The sequence below is a fragment of the Allofournierella massiliensis genome (assembly GCF_964241245.1).
Classification (GTDB): Bacteria; Bacillota; Clostridia; order Oscillospirales; family Ruminococcaceae; genus Allofournierella; species Allofournierella massiliensis.
Genome location: NZ_CAXSWZ010000017.1, coordinates 42888 through 67453 on the forward strand (window position 1 = coordinate 42888; position 24566 = coordinate 67453).

Sequence of the window (24566 nt, forward strand, 5' to 3'; positions counted from 1 at the left end):
CCTGCGGGCCCGGCTCTTTTAAAAAGAAAGGAAAGAGATCATGGCAGTTTTAACAATGGAGTTTTACTCTGCTTCCCTTTGCCGGGCAGTGACCTTTCGAGCGATCCTGCCCAACGATGTGCCGCCGCAGATGCGCCGCGCACCCCATTGGGATCGGCCGGCAAAGACCCTGTATCTGCTGCACGGCTATTCCGGCACCAGCAGTGACTGGATGCTGAATGCGCCCATGGCGGAATTGGCTGTGAAGTATAACCTGAACATTATTTTCCCGGCGGGGGAAAACGGCTTCTATCTGGACGGTGTGCAGACCGGCCGCAAATACGGAACCTATGTGGGGCAGGAACTGGTGGACTATACCCGGTCGGTGCTGGGCCTTTCCGACCGGAAAGAGGACACCTTCATTGGAGGTCTGTCCATGGGCGGGTTCGGCGCGGTGCACACAGCGCTGGCCTGGCCGGAAACCTTTGCCAAGGCGTTCACCCTCTCCGGCGCGCTGATCATTCACAACCTGAAGAAGCTGCACCCCGGAGAAGAGGATGCGATGGCCAATTACGAATATTATAAACTGGTGTTCGGTGATCTGGACACAGTGGAACAGAGCCCGGCCAATCCGGAGGTTCTGGTGGAGAAACTGCTGCGTGCAGGCCGTTCGTTGCCCGGGCTGTATCAGGCCATTGGCACTGAGGATTTTCTCTATGAAGAAAACCAGATCTTCCGCCGTTTTCTGGAAGAGCGCAAGGTGCCGCTGGTTTATCGGGAAGGCCCCGGTACCCATGACTTTGTTTTCTGGCGGGAGCACATTGAGCCCGCAATCCGGTGGCTGCTGGAGGAAAAGGCATGAGTGAGTTTGCAAGCAATGCTCGTCTGCTGAAGCAGGCAGTGCAGGAGGGCTGGTTTATCCGCCCTATTGCCCGGCACCGGCTTGCGGACGGTTCGTTGGATGTGGCGGGAAATCTGGAGCAGTGGAATCGGGCCATGGAGCCGTTTCGAAAAACGCCGCTCTGGGAACAAACACCCGGCTGGGACGAACGGGATCCGCTGCAGGGGGAACCATATCTGGTGTTTGTTCCATCTCCGGCAGCGGTGCCTGGCCGCCCCACTTTGCTGATTTCCCATGGCGGAGGTTTTCTGTGGCGAACCGGTTGCGAAGGACCGAATGTGGCCTGGTTTTTTCACCGGATGGGGTATAACACCGCGATTCTGTCCTACCGGCTGCGCCCTTATTCCCGCATGGCGGCTCTGGCAGACATCCAGCGGGCGGTGCGGCTGTTACGTGCGGAAAAGGATCGGTTTGGTATTGGGGATGCGGTGGTGACCATGGGTTTTTCCGCAGGTGGGATGCTCAGTGGTAACTGCGCCACTCATTTTGACAACGGTTGCCTTGAAGCGGAGGATCCGGTGGAGCGGTTCAGCTGCCGGCCGGACGCCTGCGTGGTGGGATACGGAGCCATGAGCGGAGTATCCTTTCCAGCGCCTTTTGGTGCTGCGCCGGATCCGCTGTTTGGGGAAGGAGAGGAGCGGTTCTATCTGGCGACGGAAAAGCATGTGTCGCCCGCCAGCCCGCCCTTTTTCATCTGGCAGACCCTCAGCGATGACGGACGCCACGGGCTTTGTCTGGCAAAGGCATTGCAGGATGCCGGCGTTCCCTATGAGCTGCACATCTTCGAGGGGGGCGTGCATGGTCTGGCCATGGCAGACGGACAAAACGATCTGGAGCAGCAGGTTCCACATATTACCCACTGGGGTGAGCTTTGCGCTGAATGGCTTGCCATGCACGGACTGAACCCCTGAAACATGCGTATAAGGAGGCTTTTCTGTGAAAATTATTGATGTTATTGATCGGATCATCGCTTACCATCCGTCTTTCCCGGCGGATTATAACGGCTGCGATGGCTTCAAATGCGGAGATCCTCAGGCGGAGTGCACCGGCATTGCCGTTGCGCTGGTGCCCACGGTAGATGTAATTCGTCGAGCTGCAACAGCCGGATGCAATCTTCTGGTCGTTCATGAACCTACTTTTTTTACCTCGCTGGATGCAGCAGAGGGCAGCCAGCCTTTCTTCAGCGCGGTTCAGGAGGAAAAAGCAGCCCTGCTGAAAGAGTGCGGGATCACCGTCTGGCGGGATCACGACCGGATGCACGCCCATCAGCCGGATTCTATCTTTACCGGGGTAATCCGTTATCTGGGGTGGGAGGACTACCGCCTCGCGCCAGAGCAGCAGCCGGTACCCATGGGCTACGCTTTCTGCCTGCCAAAAACCACGGTGGGGGATCTGGCCGCCCATTTGATGAAGAAACTGGATCTGAACGGCATCCGCTTTGTAGGCAAGAAAGACGCGGTGGTAGAGACTGTAGCCATTGTTGGGCATCTGTTTCCCGGTTTTGGCGACGACGATAAGGAGGAATACGGTCAAAAGATTATCCACGCCATGGACCTGGGTGTGGATGCCGTTATTCCCGGCGAGATCATCGAATGGACCGCCCTCTCCTATGTGCGGGATGCCGTGGCGCTGGGCAAGACCAAGGCGGTGATGAATATCGGTCACTTTAATATGGAAGAACTGGGCATGCGCTTCGCGGCGGACTGGGTGAGCGAACTGGTGGAGCATGCGCTGCCGGTGAAGTATCTGCCCACCAAGGATCTTTACAACTATATGCTGAACGCGGAAAGGATGTAAGCGATGCGTTATATTCCCTGGTCGGAGCTGCGCGCCTGGGTGAAAACCCACGGGCGATGCTGGGAGCAGCCGGAAATGCTGCATTTCAACTGGAGCTGCTGCGGCGTTTCGCTGCGGGTGCGGGCCACCCTGGTGGTGGCGGATTTTTGCGCCGCATGCGGAGATGAATGGGATGGAATTCCCGATCAGCCGGGCGTGCGCAAGCGGCAGAACTGGCCTTGGGCGGCAGTATTCCGCGCCGGCGAAGAAACCCCGGATCGCCGGTTTCAAATTACTGAAACCCAGCACAGCCAGCTGCTGTTTGCGGCGCAGCAGACCGATGCGCAAACGCTGCACGTCGTCAAACTCACCGAAAATGCAAAAACCCGACTGGCGCTGCGGGGCATCTGGCTGGAGGGTGAGCTGGAACAGCTGCCGGAGGAGCCGCCGAAAAAACGGATTGAGCTGGTGGGTGATTCCATCACCTGTGGATTCGGCAACCTGACGGATATGCGGGATCGCTTTTTCTATGATGCGGATGAGGATGCCTGGCAGGCACACGGTCCGCTGGCCGCCCGCAAACTGGGCATGGATTGGCGGATGATCAGCATCTCCGGCATCTGTCTGGCACGTCGGGGAAGCCTGCCCATGGACTACGCCATGGAGGATCTGTACCGCTATACCGACTATCCCGGCCAGACGGCCGAGGGCCTGCAGCCGCAGCTGTGGGACTTTGCCGCAGCTCCGGCGGACTATGTGGTGATCAATCTGGGCACCAACGATTCCACTGCCGCCGCTTTTGAGGGGGTGCCGTCCCCCACAAGCGAGAGCTTTGAGCAGGACTATCTGCGCTTTCTCGGAATGGTACGGGCCTGCAACGGCCCTCGCACCCACATTATCTGTGCGTTGGGCAGCATGGATCATTATTTCTTTGATTCCATCTGCCGTGCCGTGAAGAAGCATTGCGAAGAGACAGGCGATTTCAATGTGTCCTGCCTGAAATATCTCCGAATGAGCCCGGCGGACGGGTTTGGTGCCTGCGGGCATCCGAGCGCTGCAACCCATAGGAAGATGGCAGAGGAGCTCTGTCAGCATATTGCGCGGCTGGAGGCCGGCTCCTCTTGCTGAATTCAGGAGATTTCGGTAGAATGATAGAATATCAACTGGAATGCGGAGACGGGAAATGAAAAAAGGTTCATTGATCCGACAGCTGGCGATCATGCTTACCGCGCAGATCCTGCTGCTGATTGTGGTGTTGCTGCTGGTTATTGCATATACCATCCACAATGCACGGGTGGAAAAGGAGAAGATGCTGTCCAATCTTCTGACCGTGTACGGGCAGAATCTGGAAAACAGGATCCAGCGGGCGGACGGCATTCTGGAAAACATTACGCTGAACCAGAGTACCGAGTTGGATCTGATCACCAGTGACAAGGAAAGCGAACGCTATTACGCCAGGGTGGAGCTGTTTGAATCCATGCGGGCTGCCACCACCAATGATGACACGGTGGAAATTCTGTTGGTGGCGGAAAACCGGTATTACAGTGCATTGATGACCCAGAATTCCACGCTGGGGGTGCAGCAGAAGGAACGTCTTCAGGAGTTTGCGCTCCGTCTGCTGGAGCCGAACCAGCAGGCAAATCGCTGGAGATTCGCCCGGATTGGCGATACCATTTATCTGTACCGGGCCTATTGCTGGAATCATCAGGTAATTGCGGCGTTTATCTCGGTGCAGGAATTCTGGAAAACCGATGTGAACGCGGAGTATGAGGATCTGACCTGGCTTCTGACCGATCCGAGCGGGTATCTGTGGGCCATGCAGGGGGAGGAGCTGCCGCTTAAGCTGGGCTGTACCATAAAGGAAGAACCCGTGGGAGCCTACCTGCAGGACGGAATCCCTCTGGCAGACGGCGCCATCCGGCTGTATTGCTGCACCAAGACCGATTTTGTGTGGGATGCGCTTCAGGGCAATATGATCGGATTGATTCTGATCCTTTTGGTCACCATTACCTTTGCGCTGATTCTGGTGCGGTATATCTATCTGCAAATTCTTTCCCCCATGGGACAGATGGTATGCGTGCTGCAGCAGATTGACCCGCAGGAGCAGGATCTGAGTCTGCATATTCCCTGCAAAAACAGAGAATTCTCCATCCTGCAGGATGCCTTCAATACGCTGATGCAGGAAAACATCGGCCTGCGTTTTCGCAGCTACGAGCGGCAGATTGAGGTGCGCAATGCTGAACTGCGGGCCATCCGGCTGCAGCTCAAACCGCATTTCTTTCTGAATGCTATCACCACTATTTCCAGTTTGAGTATGCAGGGGAAGAATTTGGAGATTCGCCAGTATATTGATGTATTATCCAAGAATATCCGATACATGTTCAAATCCGGTATGCGCACGGTGCCACTGAGTGAGGAGCTGCAGAACATTGAGGCCTATTTCGAAATGCAGGAGCTGAAATATCCCGGTACGGTGTTCTACTGTATTCAGGCGCAGCCGCAGACACAACAGTGGCCCATCCCCCACATGCTGATCCATACTGTGGTGGAGAATGTTTATAAATATGCGGTGACGGTGGGTGGTGACATCTGTACGGTGCTGATCAGCGCACGGCTGGAGCAGCACGGCGGGCAGGAAACAATGCTGTGCATCGAGATTGAAGATGATGGCCCGGGCTATCCAGAAGAGTTTCTGGAACGGATCCGGAAGCAGGAAAACAGCGATCTTCTTCGGGAGGGCAAGCACGTTGGCCTGCAAAGTCTTGCCAAGATGCTGGAGCTGATGTATGGCCGAACAGATCTTATGGAGCTGGAAAATCTGGAGCCGCACGGTGCCCATAGCCGTTTCTGGATCCCGCAGGTGGCAATAATAAAGGATGAGGTGGCAACCGATGCAGTGGAATAAACCGGAAAAAGGCGGTACAACGCTGTGTGTGCTGATTGTGGATGATGATCAGCCCACCGTAGATGCCATTGCTTCCGCGGTACACTGGGCAGAGCTGGGGATCGGAACGGTACTTCGGGCATACAACATCGACCAGGCAAAACAGATTATTACAACCCGCACGGTGGATCTGATCATCAGTGACATCGAAATGCCCAAAGGCAGTGGTTTGGATCTGCTTCACTGGTATCGGCAGTCCGGCGGGGAGAACGAGTTTATTCTGCTGACCTGCCACGAGAATTTTTCCTATGCATCCAAGGCACTGCATGACCGGGCCACAGAATATCTGCTCAAGCCGTTTTCAGTGGAGGTAATGGAAGTTGCGCTGCGACGGATCGTTCTGCGCAAAAGCGAGCAGGATCAGTTGCGCCGGGAAAACCGCCGGAAAATGCAGGCCGTGTTCTGGAATGATCTGTTGGAAGGCCATTATGAGGGGAATCCGGGCCGTATGCAGAAGGCCATGCAGGAGCATTTTATTGAGGATGCTGTCTCACGAAAGTATCAGCTGGTGGTCAGCCGCATCACGGATCTCGATCGGGATCTGGAACGGTTTGGCCGGGAGCTGCTGCTGTTTGCGCTGGAAAACATTCATGCAGAGATCCTGTCCGGCCAGCTGGAGCCGGACTATGTATTCAGCCGGATGCAACGGGACTGTCTGGTGCTGATCACCATCTGCCCCGAACAGGAAGCCAGGCGAATCGAAGAGCAGTGCCAAAGGCTGATTCTGAGCTATCAACGGGTGATGCAGGGCGTGATGACCTGCTGCATCAGCCAGCCGTGTACGCCGGATCAGTTCTGCCGGGCCTGGCGGGAAGCGTTTGATCAGATCGGAAACAATGTGGCCAAATATGGCAGCTGGTTTCACGCTGCTACGAAGGCCGAACAGGCATCCACGATGCAGGTGCATCTGGATCTGAAACGCCTCAAAACCATGCTGGCCGAGCAGGACAAAAAGCAGATTCTGGAGTATCTGAAGGCTCGTATGGAGGAGCGCCTGCACACCGGAACTCTGACCGAGACCTCGCTGCATCAGATGCAGACGGAGCTGACGCAGGCGGTGCATGCCTATCTGGCGCTGGATGATATTCAGATTTCCATTCTGCAGCAGGGTGGTTCGCTGGCAGATCTGGAGCAGAAAGCGTCCCAATCCATGCTGGATTTCGTACGCTGGGCCAGCTTCCTGCTCACCACGGCCTTCGGCAAAAAGCAGGAGCTGGAACAGCAGCAGACTCTGTCGCAAAAGGTGCAGCGGTATATCAGGGCACATTTTTCCGAGCCCATCGACCGGAACAGCATTGCGGCGGCCATGTATCTGTCTCCGGAGCATCTGGGAAAGATGTATAAAAAAGAGACGGGAACGAGTATTAAAGATTACCTGACAGAGTACCGACTGCAGAAGGCCCGGGAACTTTTGAAAAGGCCCGGGATCCGGATCAGTGACGCTGCACTGGCGGTGGGGTTTGACAATTTTACCTATTTTTCAACCATGTTCAAAAAGCAGACGGGCTTGACGCCCAATGAGTATCGCAAGCAGATGCATTCGCCGGAAAAGATGGAAGGGGAGGAGCGCATTGACTGAATTGCTGAAGATCCGGATTCGCATCCTTCAGATGCAGGAGGTGTGTAACGGAAATTCAACCGCCCGGATGATCCTGTTCGACGGCGATGCGGATTCCCGCTTTTTCAAAGGGCGGGTTCTGCCCGGCGGAGTGGATACACAGACGGAATCCAGCGGAAGGCTGACGCTTTCCGCACGCTATATGCTGGAGGGAGTTGACGGTACCGGAGCACCCTGCAGAATTTTTGTGGAAAATTCCGCCCTGTTGATGGCACCGGGACCGGGGCCGATTCATACCACGCCCACGGTGATCACCGACAGTCCGACGCTTGCCCCGCTCTTTGCGGGAAAGCTGCAGGGGCTGGTGGAACCGATCCCGAAAAGCGAGGAGCTGATGGTGCGCATCTGGTCCTGCGAAGAACAGGGTGAAAATAAGAACGGACAAACAGATTGAATAAACCTGCAAAAGAGCCTTTTCCAACATTGGAAAGGGCTCTTTTTGCGTTGATACAGGCAAAATGATAACTATTTACGCAATCGTCACGCCATTGACAAGATGAATTCAAGGTGATATTATGGGAGGCAGCAGGGAACAAAATGGAAAGCGGATGGAGGGAATAAAATGTTTCATTATTCGATTCTGATTCAATTCATGAAAGGCGATGCCCCTGCCATGGATCAGCACATGGAAGTAATCGGGCGAGCTGTGGACTACTACAACGCTCATTCCAGAATGGCGTTGAATCCAAAGGAAATTGTTTCGTACCGCCTGAAGGACAGCCGGACGCTGGAGGTGGTACTGAACAGCAAAAACGAGCTTCAGGAGGCTACGGCGTCCAAAGCGCTCCGACTGTTCAGTCAGTATCTGGCGGCGGAAACGACCCCCGGGAACCTGAGTGCATTTGTTACAAACAAGCGGTTGTTCAAAATGCAGTCCAGTCGGAGGGATGAAACTCCTGCTCAAACAGATTCCGGGACGAAAACGGCTGAGGAAATGGAGTTTGCCTGCCTGGATAACGGGGAAAAACTGGATCGAATTTACGAGATGTTGTGTGAAATTCTGGAGAATCAGAAAAGGGGAAAGATGCAATGAGTAAGATATGGCTCAGTCGCCTTGCACAGATTCAGACGACCATTCGCGGTTTCAAGGCCGGAAACGTGTTTTATCTGCGGGACTGCATCTCCTGCCCGCAGGCGCTGTGGGGGCGATGGTTCCGCGAGATGGTTGACCGGGGCGCCATTCCCGGCGTTGTGTACTATGGCAAGGACACGTATGGCGTGAATCTTTATCAGAGAGTGTAAGAGCGCTCTGACCAAAATACGAAAAAGTGAAACCCGGCCCCGCATCATCTTATACCGATGATGCGGGGCCGGGTTTTTCAGTATACAGGGAAAAAGGAAAAACGTTACAGGATTGCACACACCTGCTCCTCCGGCACCACGCTGGTGATGCCGCCGTGGGTCTGGGTGGAGAGAGAGGCTGCACAGCAGGCAAAGCGGGTCACGGCGCGCATTTCCTCCACGGTCAGCTCTTCGGGGGCCTTGTTCAGCCGCAAAAACTGGCTCATGGCGCTGCCGCCGAAGATGTCGCCGGCGCCGGTGGTATCCACCACATGCAGGCCCTTGGGGGAATCCACCTGACCGCAGCCCTGCCGGTTGGCGAAATGGCAGCCCTTGGGGCCCAGGGTGGCGTAAACCAGCTTGACGCCGTATTCCCGCAGAAGTTTCTGAGCACCCTCCTCGGGGCTCAGGCCCCACAGAAACTCAATTTCCTCGTCGCTGATTTTCACGATGTCCGCCTGGTGCAGGCCCCATTCGATCTGCTCTTTGGCTGCATCCTCACTGGGCCACAGGGGTTTGCGCAGGTTGGGGTCGAAGCTGACCAGTTTGCCCTGCTCTTTCGCAAAGGCCACAGCGGCCTGGGTGGCAGAGCGGGCGGGTTCGTCGGTGAGGCTCAGGGTACCGAAATGGAACACCCGGCATTCCTCGATCAGAGATCGGTTAATCTCGTCGGTGCGCAGGCAGGTATCCGCGCCGGGCTTGCGGGCAAAGCTGAAGGACCGGTTGCCGGTGCCGTCCAGCGTCACGAAGGCCATGGTGGTGAAGGCACAGGCGTCCGCGATGATGCCCCGGGTGCCGATGCCCAGAGAATCCAGTGTGCCGATGAGCAGCCGGCCGAAGGCATCGTCGCCCACCTTGCCGATCAGGGCAGTGGAGCAGCCATACTGCTGCAGCGCCGCCAGGAAATTGCCCGGCGCACCGCCGGGCTGTGCCTTCAGGGTGGGATAACCGGCATCGTCGGTGGAGACGGGGGCAAAGTCAATCAGCAGTTCCCCCAAAGCAACAACATCTTTCATAGAAACCTCCCTTATTCCTCATACCGCGGCGCCTGCTCCGGAAACGCCCGGGCGATGGAATCCTCAATGGAGAATGCCTCGTCCAGCGGCCGGTACAGCAGGAACAGAGCGGCAAACAGATCAAACCAGACGCCCACAAAGGGCAGCAGCAAAAGTGTCCAGGGGGCGAACAGCACCATCAGCAGCCACCAGACCAGCTGCAGCAGGGCCACGCCCAGTGTGAGCCAGAAGTGCCGGATGGTGAACAGCAGCGCATTGCGCAACCGCACCGAAGCCCGCTGATCGAACAGCACCAGCTGGGGCCAGTACAGGGTGGACAGCACCAGAAATACCAGCCAGCTGAACAGGAACAGAGCGACGGTGCCTGTCGAGGGAGCAGCGAGCCCCCAGCCGAAGAAAAGCATGCCAGTGAAGGCGGAGCTGCCCAGAAACAGGCCGGTCAAGGCCCCCGGAAGCAGCGATGCCCGGGCGTTCTGGGCAAAACTGCGCCGGTAATTTTTGGCCCAGGAGCCGGGTGCATCCCGCAAAGCGCGGAGTACGGTGTCGTACAGGCAGGCCAGGAAGGGCCCGGCGATGGCGCCGCCCACCAGCGCGGCGGGAACCAGCACCAGCACACTGCTGCTGAGGATGGCCCAGGCTATCCCGGCGGTCAGGGGCAGGCAGCCCAGAATGGTGGCGAAACCGGTGAGGGCGAACCGCTTCCAGCAGCGGCCCAATACGTCCTGATACCGGTCGATGCCCACCAGGCGACCCCGTTCATCCCGCTGGGGTTCACCCATCTGAAACGGACGAAACAGATTCATGTGCCCCTCCTTTGCTCAGGTTTCGGGTATCGAGTCCCGGGTGGTGCCGCCGGGCTGATAGCGCACCGGCAGGCAGACCAGGGGCGGAAGCCCGGTAAAGTCGGTGGAAAGCACCATGCTCACTGCGGTTTCCGCCAGATCCGGAACCGGTTGCACGATGGTGGAACAGATATAGTCCTTGTCGCCGAACATGCGCACGCCGTCGAAGCCGATGATCTGCACGTCCTCGGGCACCCGAAGACCCAGCGAGCGGACCATGCGTGCGGCCTGCCAGGCCATCAGATCGGTGCCGCAGAACAGCCCGTCCAGCGGGGTGTCGGTTTCCAGCAGGTTGTGGCGCAGGAATACCTCAAAGGCGGAAAGGGGCGAGCCGTCCGGCAGATTGCACATCTCGAAGGGGATACCGGCCTCCATGCAGCCGCTGACGAAGCCGTCCTTGCGCTTGCTGGGCTCGTTGGTCAGGGAAGAGCCGGTGCGCAGGCAGGCCACCCGGCGGCAGCCCAGTTCGGCCAGCTTTTGGGCGGCCAGCTGACCGCCGCCGAAGTTATCGGAGGCCACGCAGGGCACCGAAACACTGAAAAAGCGGTCGATGGTCACAAAGGGGATCCCCTCGGGGATTTTCAGGGTGGGGTTGTAGGTCAGGGCGATGATGCCGTCCACCCGGTTGTGCACCACCATGCTCACAAATTCCTGTTCCCGGTCCCGATCGTATTCGGTGAAGCAGAGCATCATTTTATAGCCGCGCTTTTCCAGCGCCACATTTACATGATGGGTCAGCAGGGCGAAAAACGGCGTGATGGTGTTGGGAATGATCAGTGCGATGGTACTGGTGCGATTGCTTTTGAGTGCCTTTGCGCTGGGGTTCACCTGATAGTTGAGCTTTTTCACCGCGGCCTCCACCTTCAGGCGATAGCTTTCGCCCACCGGAAGACCATTGATGACTTTGGACACAGTGCCCAGCGCCACGCCCGCTTCCCGGGCCACATCGCTCATGGTGGCGGTTTGGTTTGCTCCTTTCATAAATGGTTCACCTCGTATTTCTTGTTACCATTATTATACTCCTGTTGCAAGGGGATGTAAATAGATTTCATGAAATTATTAGAATGATTTCACGGGCTTCACCGATTTGTTCACAGTAAAAACAACCAATTCAGCGGATTTTATCTTGTGAAATCCGCTAAATTGCAAAAAAGCGGCGGAAATTCCATTGACAATCCTGCTCGCGGGTGGTATTTTGATTTCACGATGAGCGTGAAACGATTCACGAAAAAGGAGTTCACGACGATTGGCGTTAAGGAGGAATCAGCTATGAACAAGTTGCGCGCCGCGCCCAAGGCCGCTGAGCCCAGGGCTGCCGCAGTTTACGGCGATGCGGTCGTACACCGCAAGCCGCTCAAGCAGCGCATCACAGAAAACTGGCAGTTGTATCTGCTGCTGCTCATTCCGGTGGTCGTTACCATTGTTTATAAATACGGCCCCATGTACGGCATCCAGATCGCGTTCCGTGATTTCAAGGCAAGCCGGGGCATCACCGGCAGCGAATGGGTGGGCCTGGAATGGTTTGTGGAATTCTTCACCTCGCCCAACTGCTGGCGGATGATCAAGAATACCGTTCTGCTCAGCCTTTACAGTCTGCTGTGGAGCTTCCCGGTGCCCATCCTTCTGGCTCTGGCACTCAACCAGCTGCAGTTTCACAAGCTCAAACGGGTGGTGCAGACGGTGCTGTATGCGCCCCACTTCATCTCCACCATGATTATCTGCGGCATGCTCCGCATCTTCCTGAGCCCCACCGGCGGTCTGATCAACCTGCTGCTGGGCACCAGCATCGACTTTCTGAACCAGAGCACCATGTTCCGCACCATTTACGTTGCCAGCGGCATCTGGCAGGAGGCCGGCTGGGGAACCATCATCTATCTGGCCACCCTGTCCAGTGTGGATCCGGCGCTGTATGAGGCGGCCAAGGTGGACGGTGCCTCGGTGTTCCAGCGGATTCTGCACATCGACCTGCCGGCGCTGGTGCCCATGGCGGTGCTGCAGCTGATCCTCAGCGCTTCCAATCTGATGAACATCGGCTTTGAAAAGGTGTTCCTGCTGCAGACCGATCTGAACAAGGCCACCAGCGACATCATTGCCGTGTATGTGTACGAACAGGGTATTCAGCACGCGGAATACAGCTATTCCACCGCCATCGGACTGTTCAACACGGCGGTGAACATCGTTTTGCTGATCATCGTGAGCCGCATCGCCAAAAAGGCAAGCGACGTGCAGTTTGTATAAAGGAGGGAGAACGCCATGTTCGCAAAAACCAAGCATCCGGGCAAAAAGCCGGGCGGCCTTTCCGATCGTGCCAGCGACGTGGTTCTGGTGGTGCTGTGCGTCGCCATTCTGCTGGTGGTTGCCTACCCGCTGTATTACATTCTGGTGGCCTCAGTGTCCGATCCCTACGACGTTTACGCCGGCAAGACCTTCCTGCTGCCCAGCCAGTTCACGCTGGACGGCTATGCCGCGGTCTTTTCCGACGACAGCATTCTGGTGGGCTACTGGAACAGCATCAAATACACCGTGGCGGGCACCATCTTCTCGGTGGTGATGATCTACATCACCGCTTACCCGCTGTCCAACCCGGATCTGCCCGGGCGCAAGTTCTTTAATATCTTCTTCGTGATCACCATGTATTTCGGTGGCGGCCTGATCCCCACCTACCTGATCGTAAAGGACACCGGCCTTCTGAATACCATCTGGGCCATGTTCCTGCCCGGTGGCGTGGCGGTGTCCAATATGATCATCGCCCGCAACTATTTTGAAACCAGCATTCCCCGGGAACTGAAGGAAGCCGCCGAGATCGACGGTGCCTCCAAGCTGCGGCTGTTCATCAATGTGATCATCCCGCTGTCCCGCCCGATCATGGCGGTGATGGTGGTATTCAACATGGTGGACTACTGGAACGACTGGTTCACCGCCCTGATTTACATGACCGGCGAGGGCCGGGCCCCGCTGCCCCTGGTGCTGCGCAATATCCTGATTGCCAGCGAGACCTCCGCCAGCCAGGCCAGCATGATCTCCGGCGGCTATGCGGAACTGAACAAGCTCACCGAGATGATCAAATTCGCCTCCATTATCGTGGCGGCCGCTCCCATGCTGATTATCTATCCCTTTGTTCAGAAGTACTTTGAGCAGGGCTTTCTGGCCGGCGCAGTGAAGGGTTGATTCCCTCACTGCGGCCTGGCATTGGGCCCGTGGCTTTGAAACAATACAATGAAAAGGAGACGCACTTATGAATACGACTGTCAAACGCATCGGCGCTGCCATTGCAGTGCTGGGCATCACCGCCAGCCTGGTGGGCTGCGGCGGCAGCAAGGCGCCCACTGTGGAGCCCGGCACCATCAATCCCAACACCGAGCAGACCTCCTTCAACATTATCAGCGGTATTTCCGCACTGTCCGGCGGATATGATTCCAACGAGGTGCTGAACACCATGGCCGAGAACGCCGGCATCAGCATCACCTGGGACACCATGAGCGATTCGCTGACCGAGCAGGTGAACATCCGCATCGCCGGCGGCGATCTGCCCGACGCCTTCAACGCGGTGGGCTTTTCCAACTACGAGCTGACCAACTACGGTCAGGACGGCACACTGATCGACCTGACCCCCTACATCACCGAGGAATACATGCCCAACCTGACCAAAATCCTGGAGGAGCACCCGGACATCCGGGCGGCCATCACCATGGACGATGGCTGCATCTACGGCCTGCCTGCCGGCGAGCAGATGGGTACCGCGGGCATCGGCAAGGAAGAGGATTACAACATCTACACCATTCCCCAGTATTCCATGATCAACAAAGCGTGGCTGGATCAGCTGGGCCTGGAGGTTCCCACCACGCTGGATGAGCTGCACGATGTGCTGGTGGCCTTCAAGGAGAACGACATGAGTGCCACCTATTACGGCAACGATGCGGGCTCCACCATTCCCATGTCCTTCGGCATCGACCAGTGGTGCTGGGGTCAGAACATCTTCTATGCCGGCTTCGGCTTCACCAACTGGACCAACGACATCTGCGCCGACCTGCTGCTGCAGCCGGACGGTACCGTGAACTTTGTGAGCGACGACGACAACTATCGCGCCGCGCTGGAATACTTCCACAACTGGTTCAGCGAGGGCCTGATCGATCAGGAGGCCTTCAGCCAGACCGATACCCAGTACATGGCCAAATGCTCCCAGGGTCAGGTTGGCGTTGCCACCTGGTGGTACATTGAGGAGCTGATGGGCGACCATGCCTCCGACTATGTGTTCCTGCCTGTGCTGGCCGGCCCGGATGGAACCAGCAACGTGACCGTGCGTGACGGCGGCGGCATCAACTCCGGCAACCTGAGCATCACCTCCGCCTGCGAGAGCCCCATTAATCTGCTGAAATTCTACGACCAGTGGTATGCCCCCGAGAATGTGATGCAGCTGCAGTATGGCCCCATCGGCACCTACTTCACCGAGCAGGACGAGAACGGCCTGTGGAAGAGCATCACCGACGAGGAAGCCAAGGCCAAATTCGGCAAGAGTGCCGGCGAGGTGAAGGGCGAGTACGAGGCCTACGGCCCCAAGCTGATTCTGTCCGACTACTACGCCACCACCTTTGAGATGGAGCCCCGCGCCGTGGAGCGCCTGACCGATCTGTACGATTACTGGATGCCCTTTGTGAAGGACACCACCGCTTACCCCATCGACTGCGTTTACACCCAGGACGAGCTGGACACCATCGACAAGTGGCGGGTGGACTTTGAAAACTTCGTGGCAGAGCAGGAGGCAACCTGGCTGCGCGACGGCGGCATCACCGATGAGACCTGGAATGCCTACAAGGAGAACCTGAACCGCTACGGTATGCAGGATCTGCTGGAGACCTACCAGGCGGCGTATGATCGCTATACTGAGACCATGAGCGAAAACGCTGCGTAACCAACGACTATTTCCGGAAAGAGAGGTTCTTCCCCCATGCCGTGTTCTGCGACCAAACTGGAAGAAGCCCGCGCCTATGAACGCCGGGAGGGATCGGCGATTCCCGCCCAGGATCGCCCGGCATTCCATCTGACCCCCTGGGTTGGCTGGATGAATGACCCCAACGGGTTCTGCTATTATCAGGGCGCGTATCACATGTTTTATCAATATTACCCCTACGACACGGTTTGGGGGCCCATGCACTGGGGCCACGCCGTAAGCACCGACCTGCTGCACTGGGAACACCGGCCCTGCGCCATGGCGCCGGACACCGACGCTGACGCAAAGGGCTGCTTTTCCGGCACTGCCACCCCCACACCGGACGGCCGTCTGCTGCTGCTGTACACCGGAGTGCAGGACGACGGAAAGGGCGGCACAAAGCAGCTGCAATGCCTGGCCGAGGGGGACGGCACCGACTTTGTGAAGGATGCCGCCAATCCGGTCATCGGTGAAAGCCTGCTGCCCGAGGGGGCCAGCTGTGTGGATTTCCGCGACCCGAAGATCTGGTATGAGGACGGAGTCTACCACTGTGTGGTCTCCACCCGCGACGACAGGGAGCAGGGCCGTATCCTGCTGTATGAAAGCCCGGACGCCCGCCGCTGGACGTACCGCACCACGCTGGATGTCTGCCGCAACGAATACGGCAAAATGTGGGAATGCCCGGACTTCTTTGCGCTGGATGACCGGCAGCTGCTGCTGGTCAGCCCGCAGGAGATGGAGGGCACCCCCGATGGCGAGTTCCACGCGGGCTTCGGCACCGTGGCACTGCTGGGCCGTTACGACAAAGAGCGGGCGGAGTTTACCCGCGAGAGCGTGCAGCCCATCGATTACGGCACCGACTTTTACGCGCCGCAGACCACCCTCACGCCGGACGGCCGGCGGGTGATGGTGGCCTGGATGCAAAACTGGGCCACCGTGAACGAAGCGCCCCGCAACCACCGGTGGTTTAACTGCATGACCATGGCCCGGGAACTGTTTATCCGGGATGGCCGGCTGTGTCAGCGCCCGGTGCGGGAGATCGAGGCCATGTGGAAAAACACGGTTCACCGCAAGGAAACGCTGGATGGCAGCACCTCGTATGCGGGTGTGGCCGGACGCAGACTGGATCTGACCATCCGGCTGGATGCCGCCGCAAGCCCGGAGTGCCGCCGCTTTACCTTGCGTTTCGCACAGGACGATCGCCATTTTACCAGTGTGGAGTGGAGCAGCGCGTACAATGAGCTGGTGTTTGACCGCAGCTGCTGCGGCAGCCGGAGAGATATTCCCCATCAGCGCCGCATCAAGGCTGCTCCACAGAACGGGGCGCTGACCCTGCGCCTTGTGCTGGATGGAGATTGTGCCGAGCTGTTTGTGAACGACGGCGAGCGAACCATCAGTGCGCTGCTGGATACCCCGGCGGATGCACAGGGCATCTCGCTGCACAGCGAGGGCGCGGCGGTTTTGGAACTGACGAGCCACGAGCTGGCATAAAGAAACAGAAAAAAGGCCCCCGGGCCGCAGGAAATCACCTGCGGCCCGGGGGCCTTTTCGTTGATTTACAGGGGCAGGATGCGCACGGAGCCCTTTCCCTCTTTTTTCACTTCATAGAGCACCTTGTCCGCCATGCGGTACAGCTCGGCGAATTCCCGGGGCATCTGCCCGTGAACGCCGCCGATGGAAAGGGAGGAGCAGGCCCGGGGCCAGTTCTTCTGAGCCAGTGCCTGATAATTCTGCACAAGGCTTTTCAGCTTGTATTCCAGCACACCCACCTCCCGGGGTGCCGCGAAAAACACCCCGAACTCATCGCCGCCCAGCCGGAACAGGGTGTCGGTGCGGCGGAAGGTATGGGTGAGCAGGCCGGCGAATTCATACAGCGCCCGGTCACCCTGCTGGTGGCCGTAGCGATCGTTCACCTGCTTGAAGTTGTCCAGATCCATGATCACGAACAGATAACCACCGCTGGTGTGCATGGCGGTTTCGATCCGGGTCTGGGCTGCCTTGCGGTTGAACAGCCCGGTGAGCGGGTCTTTGTCCGCGGCCTTTTCCAGATCCTTCTTGGCGGACACCTGCTCCGAGATGTCCACCAGCACGCTGATGATGGCTTCGCGTCCGTTGTCCGCGATGGTTTTGCGGCCGATGTCGTGAACCCACATGTCGGAGCCGTCCCGCCGTTTCATGCGGTACTGCACCTCGTACTGATCGCCTTTGGTCAGGGCCTGATGCACCAGCATGGTCACGAAGTCCCGATCGTCCGGATGGATGCTGTTGATCACCAGCCCCTGAATGGCCCGGTCGAACTCCTCATAGCTGGAGTAGCCTGCCATCTGGAGCATCCGGTCGTTGGCCACATACAGCGGAAAGCCCTCCTCCACATAGCCGCCCACAACCCCGCCGGGCATAAGCTGCACCAGAATTTCGGTGAGCTCCCGCTGGGTCTTGCGGTTGATCTGCTCGGTGCCCTGGAACACAAAGGAAAGGGGAAAGAATTCCCCGTCCTCCTGGGTATGGCTTGCTTCCGAGGCGTGCATGGTGTCGATGAACCAGCGCTCTTCCTCCACATGGAAGCCGGCGGTGAGCCGGATCCGGTAGGTCACATGCACATGGCGTTCGGGCTGTTCCAGCCCCACCAGCAGATCGCAAAAGCAGTCCCAGCAGGTTTCGGCCCGCCGGTGGGCGGTAAAATTTTCGATCACGCAGCTCATCGGCCAGGGCAGCGCCCGCAGTTCCTCCAGAAGCAGATGGCGGAACTGGGCCTTGTCCAACGCGACCTCGCCTTCGCCGGTGCCCACGCTGAGAAACCGGGGCGAAAGCAGGGCCAGAGTGGCTTCGGCGTCCCGCTGCCGGAAATACCGGCTGCAAAACTCATCCAGCCAGCAAAAAACGTCTTCTGCCCGTACCGTTGCGTGCATTATCGTGCATCTCCCTTCGCGAACCGATCCGTTCCGCGGGAAGCAAGCGCGTAGACATCCTCCAGTTCCATGGGCCGGTAGTGATAGTAGCCCTGGATCATGTCACAGCCGGATTCCCGGATCAGTTTATTCTGTGTTTCGGTTTCCACGCCTTCCATACATACCTTTTTGCCGAAGCGATGGCAGGCGTACACAATGCTGGAAATAAAGTTCATCTTGTCCTCGGACGCGGCCATCTCGCTCAGCAGCGACCGGTCCAGCTTGATGATGCTGGAAGGGTACCGCAGCAGCATCCGCAGCGAGGAGTATCCGCTGCCGAAATCGTCCAGCGCGATCTCGATGCCCATTTCCCGGCAGTCGTCCACAAAGCGGAGCAGATTTTCCGGCTGTTCGTCCATGCAGCTTTCGGTCATTTCCGCTACCAGGCTGCGGCCGCTCACCCGGTATTTTTCCAGGGTAGTGCGCATGAAGGCGGTGAACTGCTCATCGGCCAGCTGCTGCAGGCTCACGTTGAAGGTGAGGTAGAAGTCCGGCACGCAGGCCACCAGCCGCATGCAGGTGCAGGCCACCTGCTCGAACACCCAGCGGCCCGCCAGCTGGATCAGGTTGTCCTTTTCCAGCATGGGGATGAACAGCGCGGGGGAAACGTCTGTGCCCTGGAAACTCCAGCGCAGCAGGGTTTCGCCGCCCACGATTGCACCGGTTTCGGCCGAGACCACCGGCTGCACCACGATGCGGAAGTTTTCCATGCCCCGCAGCACATCCCGGTTCAGCGCCAGCGCAATGTTGGAAAGTTCCCGGATCTTTTTGCGGTTTTCCAGCGAGTCCTCCACAAAGGGCTGACGGGAATCGTGGCGGGCCACCTTGATCAGAGAAACCATGTCCTCCGCAAAATCCGAGGGAGACAGCGAGTCTCTGGGGCATTCCATCAGGGCGAAGGAGCAGGGCTGATGAACCGAGAGCCCGGCAGTGCGGTAGCCGGCCTCCACGATCTCGCGGATCTGGCGCACCAGCTCCTGCCGGCTTTCGTGGCAGTCCGGTTCCACCAGCGCCATGCAGCGCATTCCTTCCAGCCGGTAGAAGGACATCTTGCCCATCAGGTTTTTCATCAGTTCATCGGCAATGTTGCTCACCAGATGATCGCTGTAGGTGCGGCCGCGGGCGTTGTTCAGTTCGGTGATGCTGTTCAGGCTGAAGCCGATGGCCAGGCATTTCTGGTGGTTCTGGCTCAGCTCCTCCATCCGGCTGAAGGTGGCGGTGGCCCGGGGGAAATTGGTCACCGGATCCACCACGAAGTCGTCGTCCTGATGGGTGACGCGGCCGGAGAAGAACAGCGGCCGCGTTTTGTCCTCGTTCCATTTCATCAGGCCGAAGCAGCGGATCCAGATGGTTTTTCCCCGTGCGTTGCGGATCTGATAGCGCAGGTCGTGTACGGTGCGCTTTTCCCGCAGCATCTCCTGCAGCTGACGCCAGTACATTTCCTGATACTGAGGGCTGGGGATGCGGTTGGCCCACTCCTTCAACAGGCCGGGCACCACGTTGCTGGGAAAACCGAACTCATCCCGCATGTTATCGGAAATGTAGAACAGGTCCTTCTCCATATCGCCAAAATAGAAATAGCCCACCGTATTCTGCTGGGAAATGGAGCGGAACAGAAATTCCATATCGTGATAGGTGGAGGCCAGAAAATGATAGAACAGACTGCTTTTTTCTGTCGAAGAGGCATCCGGTCCGCGGTCGCTTTTGCGGCGATCCACCCCGGGAATGGATCGGTTGGCCCGGTAATAGTCCCGTTTATCCTGATACATCACCCGGTCGGCCTGACAGATCAGATCGTCCAGGTCAAAGGGCGGCCGGTCAGACCAGGCGCAGCCGATGGCGATGTGGTGTTCATCCTGCTGAACACGCCGGCGCAGCGCCTGCACATTCTCCTCAAAAATCTCCCGGGGCGTATCCCGGAACACGGCCACGAATTCGTCTCCGCCGGAGCGATAGATGCAGGGCGTGTGCAGGGCTTCCTGCAAAAGGCGGGCACAGTGGCGAATCAGCCGGTCGCCCGCATCGTGACCCACCGAGTCGTTGGTCTGTTTGAGGGCGGTGATGTCGCAGTAAACGACGCCCAGCTGCTTCAGTCCGTCGCAGCGTGTGCTTTGCGCAAACATGGCGTTGCGATTGTAAAGCCCGGTGAGCGGATCCCGGTAGCTCAGGGTATGCAGCCGCCGGAGCAGATCCCGCCGGCTGAGAAGCGACGCCACAAACCGGCCCAGCACGTTGATGATGGGCACCAGCATGCCCATCATCTCCCGGCTGGGGTTGTCTACTCCGAGGAAGCCCACCACCTTGCCCTCAATGCACACCGGCCCCGCTGCCAGTGTATCCACATTCTGGGGCTTGAGCAGCGCATACACCAGCGGATACTGGAGACGGATGTCTTCCAGGTTCCGGATCAGGATCACCTCATTGCGGGAAAAAACCTGCATCCACCAGTCGATGCTGGAAAGGGGAACCTTCTGCAGGATATCCTTCTGGGGCTCCACGCCCGGAGCGCACCACTCGTAGGTGTTGTCCACCCGCTCGTCGGCGTCGATCTCGAACACGTAGGCCCGGTCGCACTCGAAGGTGCGGCCCAGATAGGCCAGCAGTAACTCCAGCGCGTCGTTGGGATTGGTGGTGGAAAACATCTGCCGCATGCACTCGTTCAGAATGGTCTCGCTGCGGGCGTAGTAGTAAGGTGTTTTGCACAGCACCTCCGCATCCACATCCACCGCAATCTCGATGCGGTATTTCCGGCCATTGTCCTCCAGCAGGCTGTCCTTGATCAGATAGCGCTTATTGAACACCGGGTTTTTGTGGATCCAGGAGAGAAACTGCCCCGCCTTCAGCTGGTTGTCATTGCAGAAGGCGCAGGGCCGGTCGGTGCCCTGAAGCACCTCATAGCATCGCTTTTTTGTGTAGTCCTCCGCCGGGCCACAGTTCAGCGATTCCCGCAGCCGCCGGTTCATGTACACCAGCTGGTGGGTTTCCAGATCTGAAATATAGACGAACTCGTCCATCTCCTCAAAAAAGCTCCGCAAGTGCTCCATCATCAATGTACTCGGCTCCCCCCGGCCCATTGGACCATCTGTCTCGGCGGCTGTATCTGTCTGGAGCCGCCGGACCCCCTTCTTTTGATTATAACAAAAAATGTACCCGGCTGTGAAGGCCGGGTACATTCTGCAAAACGTGAAATTGTGTGTCGTTTCTGTGTGGGAAAACGACTGCCAATGCCGGAGTGTGCCGCAGAAGAAAGATGGGGGATCAGCGGCGCTTGAAGAACAGCAGCGCCAGACCGCCGCATACACACAGCCCGGCAAGTCCCAGCAGGAAGGGGGCGGCAGACGGGCCTGCCGTTTTGCCGGCGGGCACATCGCTGGATGCGGATGCCGCGGGGCTCGGGCTGGGCGTGACAGTGGGTTGTTCCGTTGGAGCAGCTGCGGGAGTGGGCGAAGGTGCGGTGGTGGGCCGTGCGGGGCGGATCACTGCGCTGCTGGGCGGAACGGTGGCTTCCGGTGCGGGGGTGGCCGGTATGGATGTGGCTGCCGGCTGAGCAGCCGGAGGAGTGGCCGCTTTTTCCGCAGGGCTCGCGGCAGGCTGTACGGTGGGGGCCACAGTAGGCTGCGCAGTGGGTACTGCGGTAGGCTGCGCGGTGGGTACTGCGGTGGGCTGCGCAGTGGGTTCTGCGGTAGGCTGCGCAGTCGGTACTGCCGTGGGAACGGCAGTGGGAATCGGCCGTTCGAAAACCGTATAGGGGAAAGAAGCGGTCAGACCCTGATGGCTCACGGTAGCCTGCCGCTGACCGGGCTGGGTGGAGTCAAAGCCGGTCAGGGCATATTCTGCCGGGGCAAGCTCCCGGGGGCCGGAAGTATAGTTGGCAAATACCTGCATGCCCCGGGTGGAGACGGACTCTCCCTGAAGATAGGAGAGCTGGTTGGGCGGAGTGACAGACAGCGAAAGCAGGGCGTCCGTGGTGTCGGCAGGGGCGTTGAAACGGATCCGGGCCTTGCCGTTTGTGCGGTAGGCAGTGAACAGCCGGCCATCGAAAACGGTCAGGTCGGCCGCATTGCCGTTTTTGTCCACCGGGTCACCCACCTGCAGAAAGGAGTCTCCTGCAAGGCGGTAGACCCGCAGATTCTTGGAGGAAGCGCCATTGGGTGCGGCCAGAAGGAAGAGAGAGCCGTCGCCTGTGGCCAGACGGGGCTCATGCACGGGCTGGTCCAGCCGGGCAATGGTTTTCCAGGTGTCGCCCTCCAGCTGCTTCAGCTCCGGGGAGCTGCCGCCGAAGGCCAGAAGCAGGCCCTCCTTTCCGGCGGCAAGATCAAAGGTGCTGGCCTGGCCGGGCCCGGCCAGGCGGGAGAAGTTGCCCTCCTGCCCTGCCTGATAGAGCAGAAGTGCGTCGTTGTTGGTCACATCCCAGAAGGCCAGATATACCTGACCCTGTTCGTTGACTGCGATTTTCGGGCTGCCGAACATGCGGCCGGTGGCGCACAGGCCCTGCCGGCTGATGCCGCTTCTGGTGGCAGTGGCGTAACCGGCTTTGGAATAGCCGCCGGCCACATAGGCGATGTGCAGTGTGCCGCCCCGGGCGGTGATGGCGTAGTCGTCCACATCCGGCAAAAAGCCCAGCGATTTCCAGGCTCCGTCCTTCAGCATGGCCAGATACAGCGCACCGTCGCTGGCACGCCAGGCCACGGTGGGAACATCCCGCAGGCTGGTGAGCGTTACCTGTTCAAAGCCGCCGTTCTGGGTGAGCGGTTCCGACGTGACCGGAGCCCAGCCGGGGTCCGCAAAAGCATAGAGCTGCAGCTGGTCGCCGGTGTAGGGCAGGTCGTATCCGGCGGCCATAAGCTGGCCCCGGATGGGGCTTTGGGCCAGCGCCGCGCCGGAATGCTCCGGGAACTGGGCGTCCTGCCACAGATCCTGAGCATTGGCCTGAGGAATGCTGACCGAGAAGGTCATGCTGCCGCCCTGGGCGGCGGATACATCCGAGATCACAATGCCGGAATTTGTGCCGTCCGAGAAGGTGAGCGCGCCCTGGGCAAGACCCGCGTTCGGGTCTGCACTGCCGATGAAGGTGCGCCCGCTTTCGGCGGACAGGAAGGCGTTGTTCACGGTGGCCCGCTCGCTGCCCTCCACATAGCCGTTCCGGCCCGGCTGGGGGCGGAACACATACACGCCGGTGGAACCGAAATAGTTGCTCAGACCGTCCACCGTGGTGTCCACCCGGTAGACGATCAGCCCGGTACCCCCGATGCGGGAGTCCAGCGTGTCATCGCTCTGGGGCTGGGTCTGGCGGCGCATCTCCACCACAAAGACCTCGTAGGGATTGCGCTGAGAGCGGATCACATAGGCCTGATTTCCCGCCTCGCCGGGGGCGCAGATGGAAATGTTTTTGGCAGACTCGTTTAACTCGGGCAATGTGACCCAGCCGGAAAAGTGTGCCCGCAGATAGGCAAGCGGCCAGCTCAGGTACCGGGAGGAGGACGCCATGATGTCCCAAGAGCCCACCGGTACCGAAGCGTCCCGGGGATACAGATCCGGATACCCCAGCGTGTGCAGGAACTCGTGGCAGATTACGCCGGAACCGTCCGCCAATGTGGAATCCAGCAGACGGTCGGTGTTCAGCATGTTGTAGCTGGCCACCTCCTTGCCGCTGAAGCTCAGCCCGGCAGGCAGTATATTCTGGTGGGGGTAGAGAGAGGGCGGCGAACCGGCGGTGTTTTCCGCTTCGCCCAGCAGCACAAGGCTCAGGTTGTCGATGGCGCCGTCGCCGTCATAGTCCAGCAGCTGGCCATCCAGAGCGGGGAGCTGCTGCACCAGCGCGGTCAGGATCGAGGCGTCGATGCTGCCGGTCTGGGCCTGCTGCCGGGTGAAGGGCAGCTCGCAGGCGGTCAGGGTCTGGCCGTCCCACTGGGGAAAAAGGTTGTGCACCTGGAACCGGCCGCCGGAGATGGTGTTCATGTACTGGCGGAAGGAGCGGCCCTGCTGCCCGTCGTACAGTTCCATCAGGGCCTGGGCCCGGCTTTTGCCCGGCTGAGCGGAGGGCTGGTTGAAATAGTCCTTGTTGGGCTCGTCGCTGAAGTAGGCGAAAAGCACCAGATTGGCAAAATCCCGGGGTGGCTGTTCTGCCGCCCGGGCGGGCAGAAGAAGGCCGCCGGCGGGCGCCATGCAGAGCACCAGAGTAAGCAGGGTTGCGATACAGCGTTTGATCATGGGGAATCCTCCGTTCACAGGGGGAAAGACACGGCCGCAAGCCGATGCGAAAGAATGCAGCTTTATTATATAAAACAGGTGGGAAAAAGAGAAGGCGAGGATGCCCTAATTTACAATAGGTTTA

General features: G+C 58.7%; 19 protein-coding genes. 13 read left to right on the plus strand and 6 right to left on the minus strand.

Annotated features, from left to right (window positions below):
* Window positions 1-40: 40 nt before the first annotated feature.
* From ACESYO_RS10200 to ACESYO_RS10240, 9 genes are all read left to right on the plus strand, one after another.
* A complete protein-coding gene (locus ACESYO_RS10200; RefSeq protein WP_346672349.1) occupies window positions 41-841 on the plus strand; it encodes an alpha/beta hydrolase in 801 nt (266 codons plus the stop codon).
* The gene (locus tag ACESYO_RS10205; RefSeq protein ID WP_058963313.1) at window positions 838-1791 is read left to right on the plus strand and encodes an alpha/beta hydrolase; all 954 of its coding nucleotides are present in this window, start codon (window positions 838-840) and stop codon (window positions 1789-1791) included. The genes ACESYO_RS10200 and ACESYO_RS10205 overlap by 4 nt, the downstream gene beginning before the upstream one ends.
* A gap of 25 nt (window positions 1792-1816) precedes the next feature.
* Window positions 1817-2677 carry a Nif3-like dinuclear metal center hexameric protein gene (locus tag ACESYO_RS10210; protein WP_373209943.1) on the plus strand — a complete coding sequence of 287 codons (861 nt, stop codon included), beginning with the start codon at window positions 1817-1819 and terminating at the stop codon, window positions 2675-2677.
* Between the two features lie 3 nt (window positions 2678-2680).
* Window positions 2681-3784: an SGNH/GDSL hydrolase family protein gene (locus ACESYO_RS10215; protein WP_058963311.1), complete on the plus strand. Its 1104-nt coding sequence runs from the start codon at window positions 2681-2683 to the stop codon at window positions 3782-3784.
* Window positions 3785-3839: 55 nt separating this feature from the next.
* On the plus strand, window positions 3840-5561 hold the full coding sequence (locus ACESYO_RS10220; protein WP_373209944.1) for a sensor histidine kinase: 1722 nt from the start codon (window positions 3840-3842) through the stop codon (window positions 5559-5561).
* Window positions 5548-7179: a response regulator transcription factor gene (locus tag ACESYO_RS10225; protein WP_373209945.1), complete on the plus strand. Its 1632-nt coding sequence runs from the start codon at window positions 5548-5550 to the stop codon at window positions 7177-7179. The genes ACESYO_RS10220 and ACESYO_RS10225 overlap by 14 nt, the downstream gene beginning before the upstream one ends.
* Complete coding sequence (locus ACESYO_RS10230) at window positions 7172-7612, plus strand: DUF3237 family protein (RefSeq protein ID WP_373209946.1); 441 nt, start codon at window positions 7172-7174, stop codon at window positions 7610-7612. The genes ACESYO_RS10225 and ACESYO_RS10230 overlap by 8 nt, the downstream gene beginning before the upstream one ends.
* A 168-nt stretch (window positions 7613-7780) precedes the next feature.
* Window positions 7781-8251 carry a hypothetical protein gene (locus ACESYO_RS10235; protein WP_373209947.1) on the plus strand — a complete coding sequence of 157 codons (471 nt, stop codon included), beginning with the start codon at window positions 7781-7783 and terminating at the stop codon, window positions 8249-8251.
* Window positions 8248-8460 carry a hypothetical protein gene (locus tag ACESYO_RS10240; protein WP_058963306.1) on the plus strand — a complete coding sequence of 71 codons (213 nt, stop codon included), beginning with the start codon at window positions 8248-8250 and terminating at the stop codon, window positions 8458-8460. Before ACESYO_RS10235 ends, ACESYO_RS10240 begins: the two co-directional genes overlap by 4 nt.
* Before the next feature lie 104 nt (window positions 8461-8564).
* Here the strand turns inward: ACESYO_RS10240 and ACESYO_RS10245 are convergent, their stop codons facing one another.
* Genes ACESYO_RS10245 through ACESYO_RS10255 form a run of 3 tightly spaced genes read right to left on the minus strand, consistent with a single transcriptional unit; the run spans window position 8565 to window position 11338 of the window.
* Complete coding sequence (locus ACESYO_RS10245) at window positions 8565-9515, minus strand: carbohydrate kinase family protein (RefSeq protein ID WP_283128177.1); 951 nt, start codon at window positions 9513-9515, stop codon at window positions 8565-8567.
* 11 nt (window positions 9516-9526) lie between these two features.
* On the minus strand, window positions 9527-10318 hold the full coding sequence (locus ACESYO_RS10250; protein ID WP_058963304.1) for a hypothetical protein: 792 nt from the start codon (window positions 10316-10318) through the stop codon (window positions 9527-9529).
* A 15-nt stretch (window positions 10319-10333) separates the two neighbouring features.
* Complete coding sequence (locus tag ACESYO_RS10255) at window positions 10334-11338, minus strand: LacI family DNA-binding transcriptional regulator (protein WP_058963303.1); 1005 nt, start codon at window positions 11336-11338, stop codon at window positions 10334-10336.
* A gap of 288 nt (window positions 11339-11626) precedes the next feature.
* Here ACESYO_RS10255 and ACESYO_RS10260 point away from each other — a divergent pair, with 288 nt between their 5' ends.
* The 4 genes from ACESYO_RS10260 (at window position 11627) to ACESYO_RS10275 (ending at window position 16775) form a co-directional block, all read left to right on the plus strand.
* Window positions 11627-12595, plus strand: coding sequence for an ABC transporter permease (locus tag ACESYO_RS10260; RefSeq protein ID WP_373209948.1), 969 nt, complete (start codon window positions 11627-11629; stop codon window positions 12593-12595).
* Between the two features lie 15 nt (window positions 12596-12610).
* Window positions 12611-13525 (plus strand): carbohydrate ABC transporter permease, encoded by a 915-nt coding sequence (locus ACESYO_RS10265; RefSeq protein ID WP_373209949.1) that lies wholly within the window; start codon window positions 12611-12613, stop codon window positions 13523-13525.
* A gap of 67 nt (window positions 13526-13592) precedes the next feature.
* Entirely contained in the window at window positions 13593-15266 is a 1674-nt protein-coding gene (locus tag ACESYO_RS10270; protein ID WP_373209950.1) for a type 2 periplasmic-binding domain-containing protein, read from the plus strand.
* Between the two features lie 36 nt (window positions 15267-15302).
* Entirely contained in the window at window positions 15303-16775 is a 1473-nt protein-coding gene (locus tag ACESYO_RS10275; protein ID WP_373209951.1) for a glycoside hydrolase family 32 protein, read from the plus strand.
* A gap of 65 nt (window positions 16776-16840) precedes the next feature.
* On the opposite strand, the gene ACESYO_RS10280 is transcribed toward ACESYO_RS10275, so the two are convergent.
* From ACESYO_RS10280 to ACESYO_RS10290, 3 genes are all read right to left on the minus strand, one after another.
* The gene (locus ACESYO_RS10280) at window positions 16841-18193 is read right to left on the minus strand and encodes a diguanylate cyclase domain-containing protein (RefSeq protein WP_373209952.1); all 1353 of its coding nucleotides are present in this window, start codon (window positions 18191-18193) and stop codon (window positions 16841-16843) included.
* Window positions 18193-21279, minus strand: a complete 3087-nt coding sequence (locus tag ACESYO_RS10285; RefSeq protein ID WP_373209953.1) for an EAL domain-containing protein — start codon at window positions 21277-21279, stop codon at window positions 18193-18195. The genes ACESYO_RS10280 and ACESYO_RS10285 overlap by 1 nt, the downstream gene beginning before the upstream one ends.
* Before the next feature lie 211 nt (window positions 21280-21490).
* The gene (locus tag ACESYO_RS10290; protein WP_373209954.1) at window positions 21491-24442 is read right to left on the minus strand and encodes a bacterial Ig-like domain-containing protein; all 2952 of its coding nucleotides are present in this window, start codon (window positions 24440-24442) and stop codon (window positions 21491-21493) included.
* Between the last annotated feature and the right edge of the window lie 124 nt (window positions 24443-24566).

Excerpts from the sequence above, each read along its gene's own strand:
- ACESYO_RS10200 (WP_346672349.1), top strand. The coding sequence starts at position 41 with ATGGCAGTTTTAACAATGGAGTTTTACTCTGCTTCCCTTTGCCGGGCA.
- ACESYO_RS10205 (WP_058963313.1), top strand. The coding sequence starts at position 838 with ATGAGTGAGTTTGCAAGCAATGCTCGTCTGCTGAAGCAGGCAGTGCAG.
- ACESYO_RS10215 (WP_058963311.1), top strand. The coding sequence starts at position 2,681 with ATGCGTTATATTCCCTGGTCGGAGCTGCGCGCCTGGGTGAAAACCCAC.
- ACESYO_RS10220 (WP_373209944.1), top strand. The coding sequence starts at position 3,840 with ATGAAAAAAGGTTCATTGATCCGACAGCTGGCGATCATGCTTACCGCG.
- ACESYO_RS10225 (WP_373209945.1), top strand. The coding sequence starts at position 5,548 with ATGCAGTGGAATAAACCGGAAAAAGGCGGTACAACGCTGTGTGTGCTG.
- ACESYO_RS10235 (WP_373209947.1), top strand. The coding sequence starts at position 7,781 with ATGTTTCATTATTCGATTCTGATTCAATTCATGAAAGGCGATGCCCCT.
- ACESYO_RS10240 (WP_058963306.1), top strand. The coding sequence starts at position 8,248 with ATGAGTAAGATATGGCTCAGTCGCCTTGCACAGATTCAGACGACCATT.
- ACESYO_RS10245 (WP_283128177.1), bottom strand. The coding sequence starts at position 9,515 with ATGAAAGATGTTGTTGCTTTGGGGGAACTGCTGATTGACTTTGCCCCC.
- ACESYO_RS10250 (WP_058963304.1), bottom strand. The coding sequence starts at position 10,318 with ATGAATCTGTTTCGTCCGTTTCAGATGGGTGAACCCCAGCGGGATGAA.
- ACESYO_RS10255 (WP_058963303.1), bottom strand. The coding sequence starts at position 11,338 with ATGAAAGGAGCAAACCAAACCGCCACCATGAGCGATGTGGCCCGGGAA.
- ACESYO_RS10260 (WP_373209948.1), top strand. The coding sequence starts at position 11,627 with ATGAACAAGTTGCGCGCCGCGCCCAAGGCCGCTGAGCCCAGGGCTGCC.
- ACESYO_RS10265 (WP_373209949.1), top strand. The coding sequence starts at position 12,611 with ATGTTCGCAAAAACCAAGCATCCGGGCAAAAAGCCGGGCGGCCTTTCC.
- ACESYO_RS10270 (WP_373209950.1), top strand. The coding sequence starts at position 13,593 with ATGAATACGACTGTCAAACGCATCGGCGCTGCCATTGCAGTGCTGGGC.
- ACESYO_RS10275 (WP_373209951.1), top strand. The coding sequence starts at position 15,303 with ATGCCGTGTTCTGCGACCAAACTGGAAGAAGCCCGCGCCTATGAACGC.
- ACESYO_RS10280 (WP_373209952.1), bottom strand. The coding sequence starts at position 18,193 with ATGCACGCAACGGTACGGGCAGAAGACGTTTTTTGCTGGCTGGATGAG.
- ACESYO_RS10285 (WP_373209953.1), bottom strand. The coding sequence starts at position 21,279 with ATGATGGAGCACTTGCGGAGCTTTTTTGAGGAGATGGACGAGTTCGTC.
- ACESYO_RS10290 (WP_373209954.1), bottom strand. The coding sequence starts at position 24,442 with ATGATCAAACGCTGTATCGCAACCCTGCTTACTCTGGTGCTCTGCATG.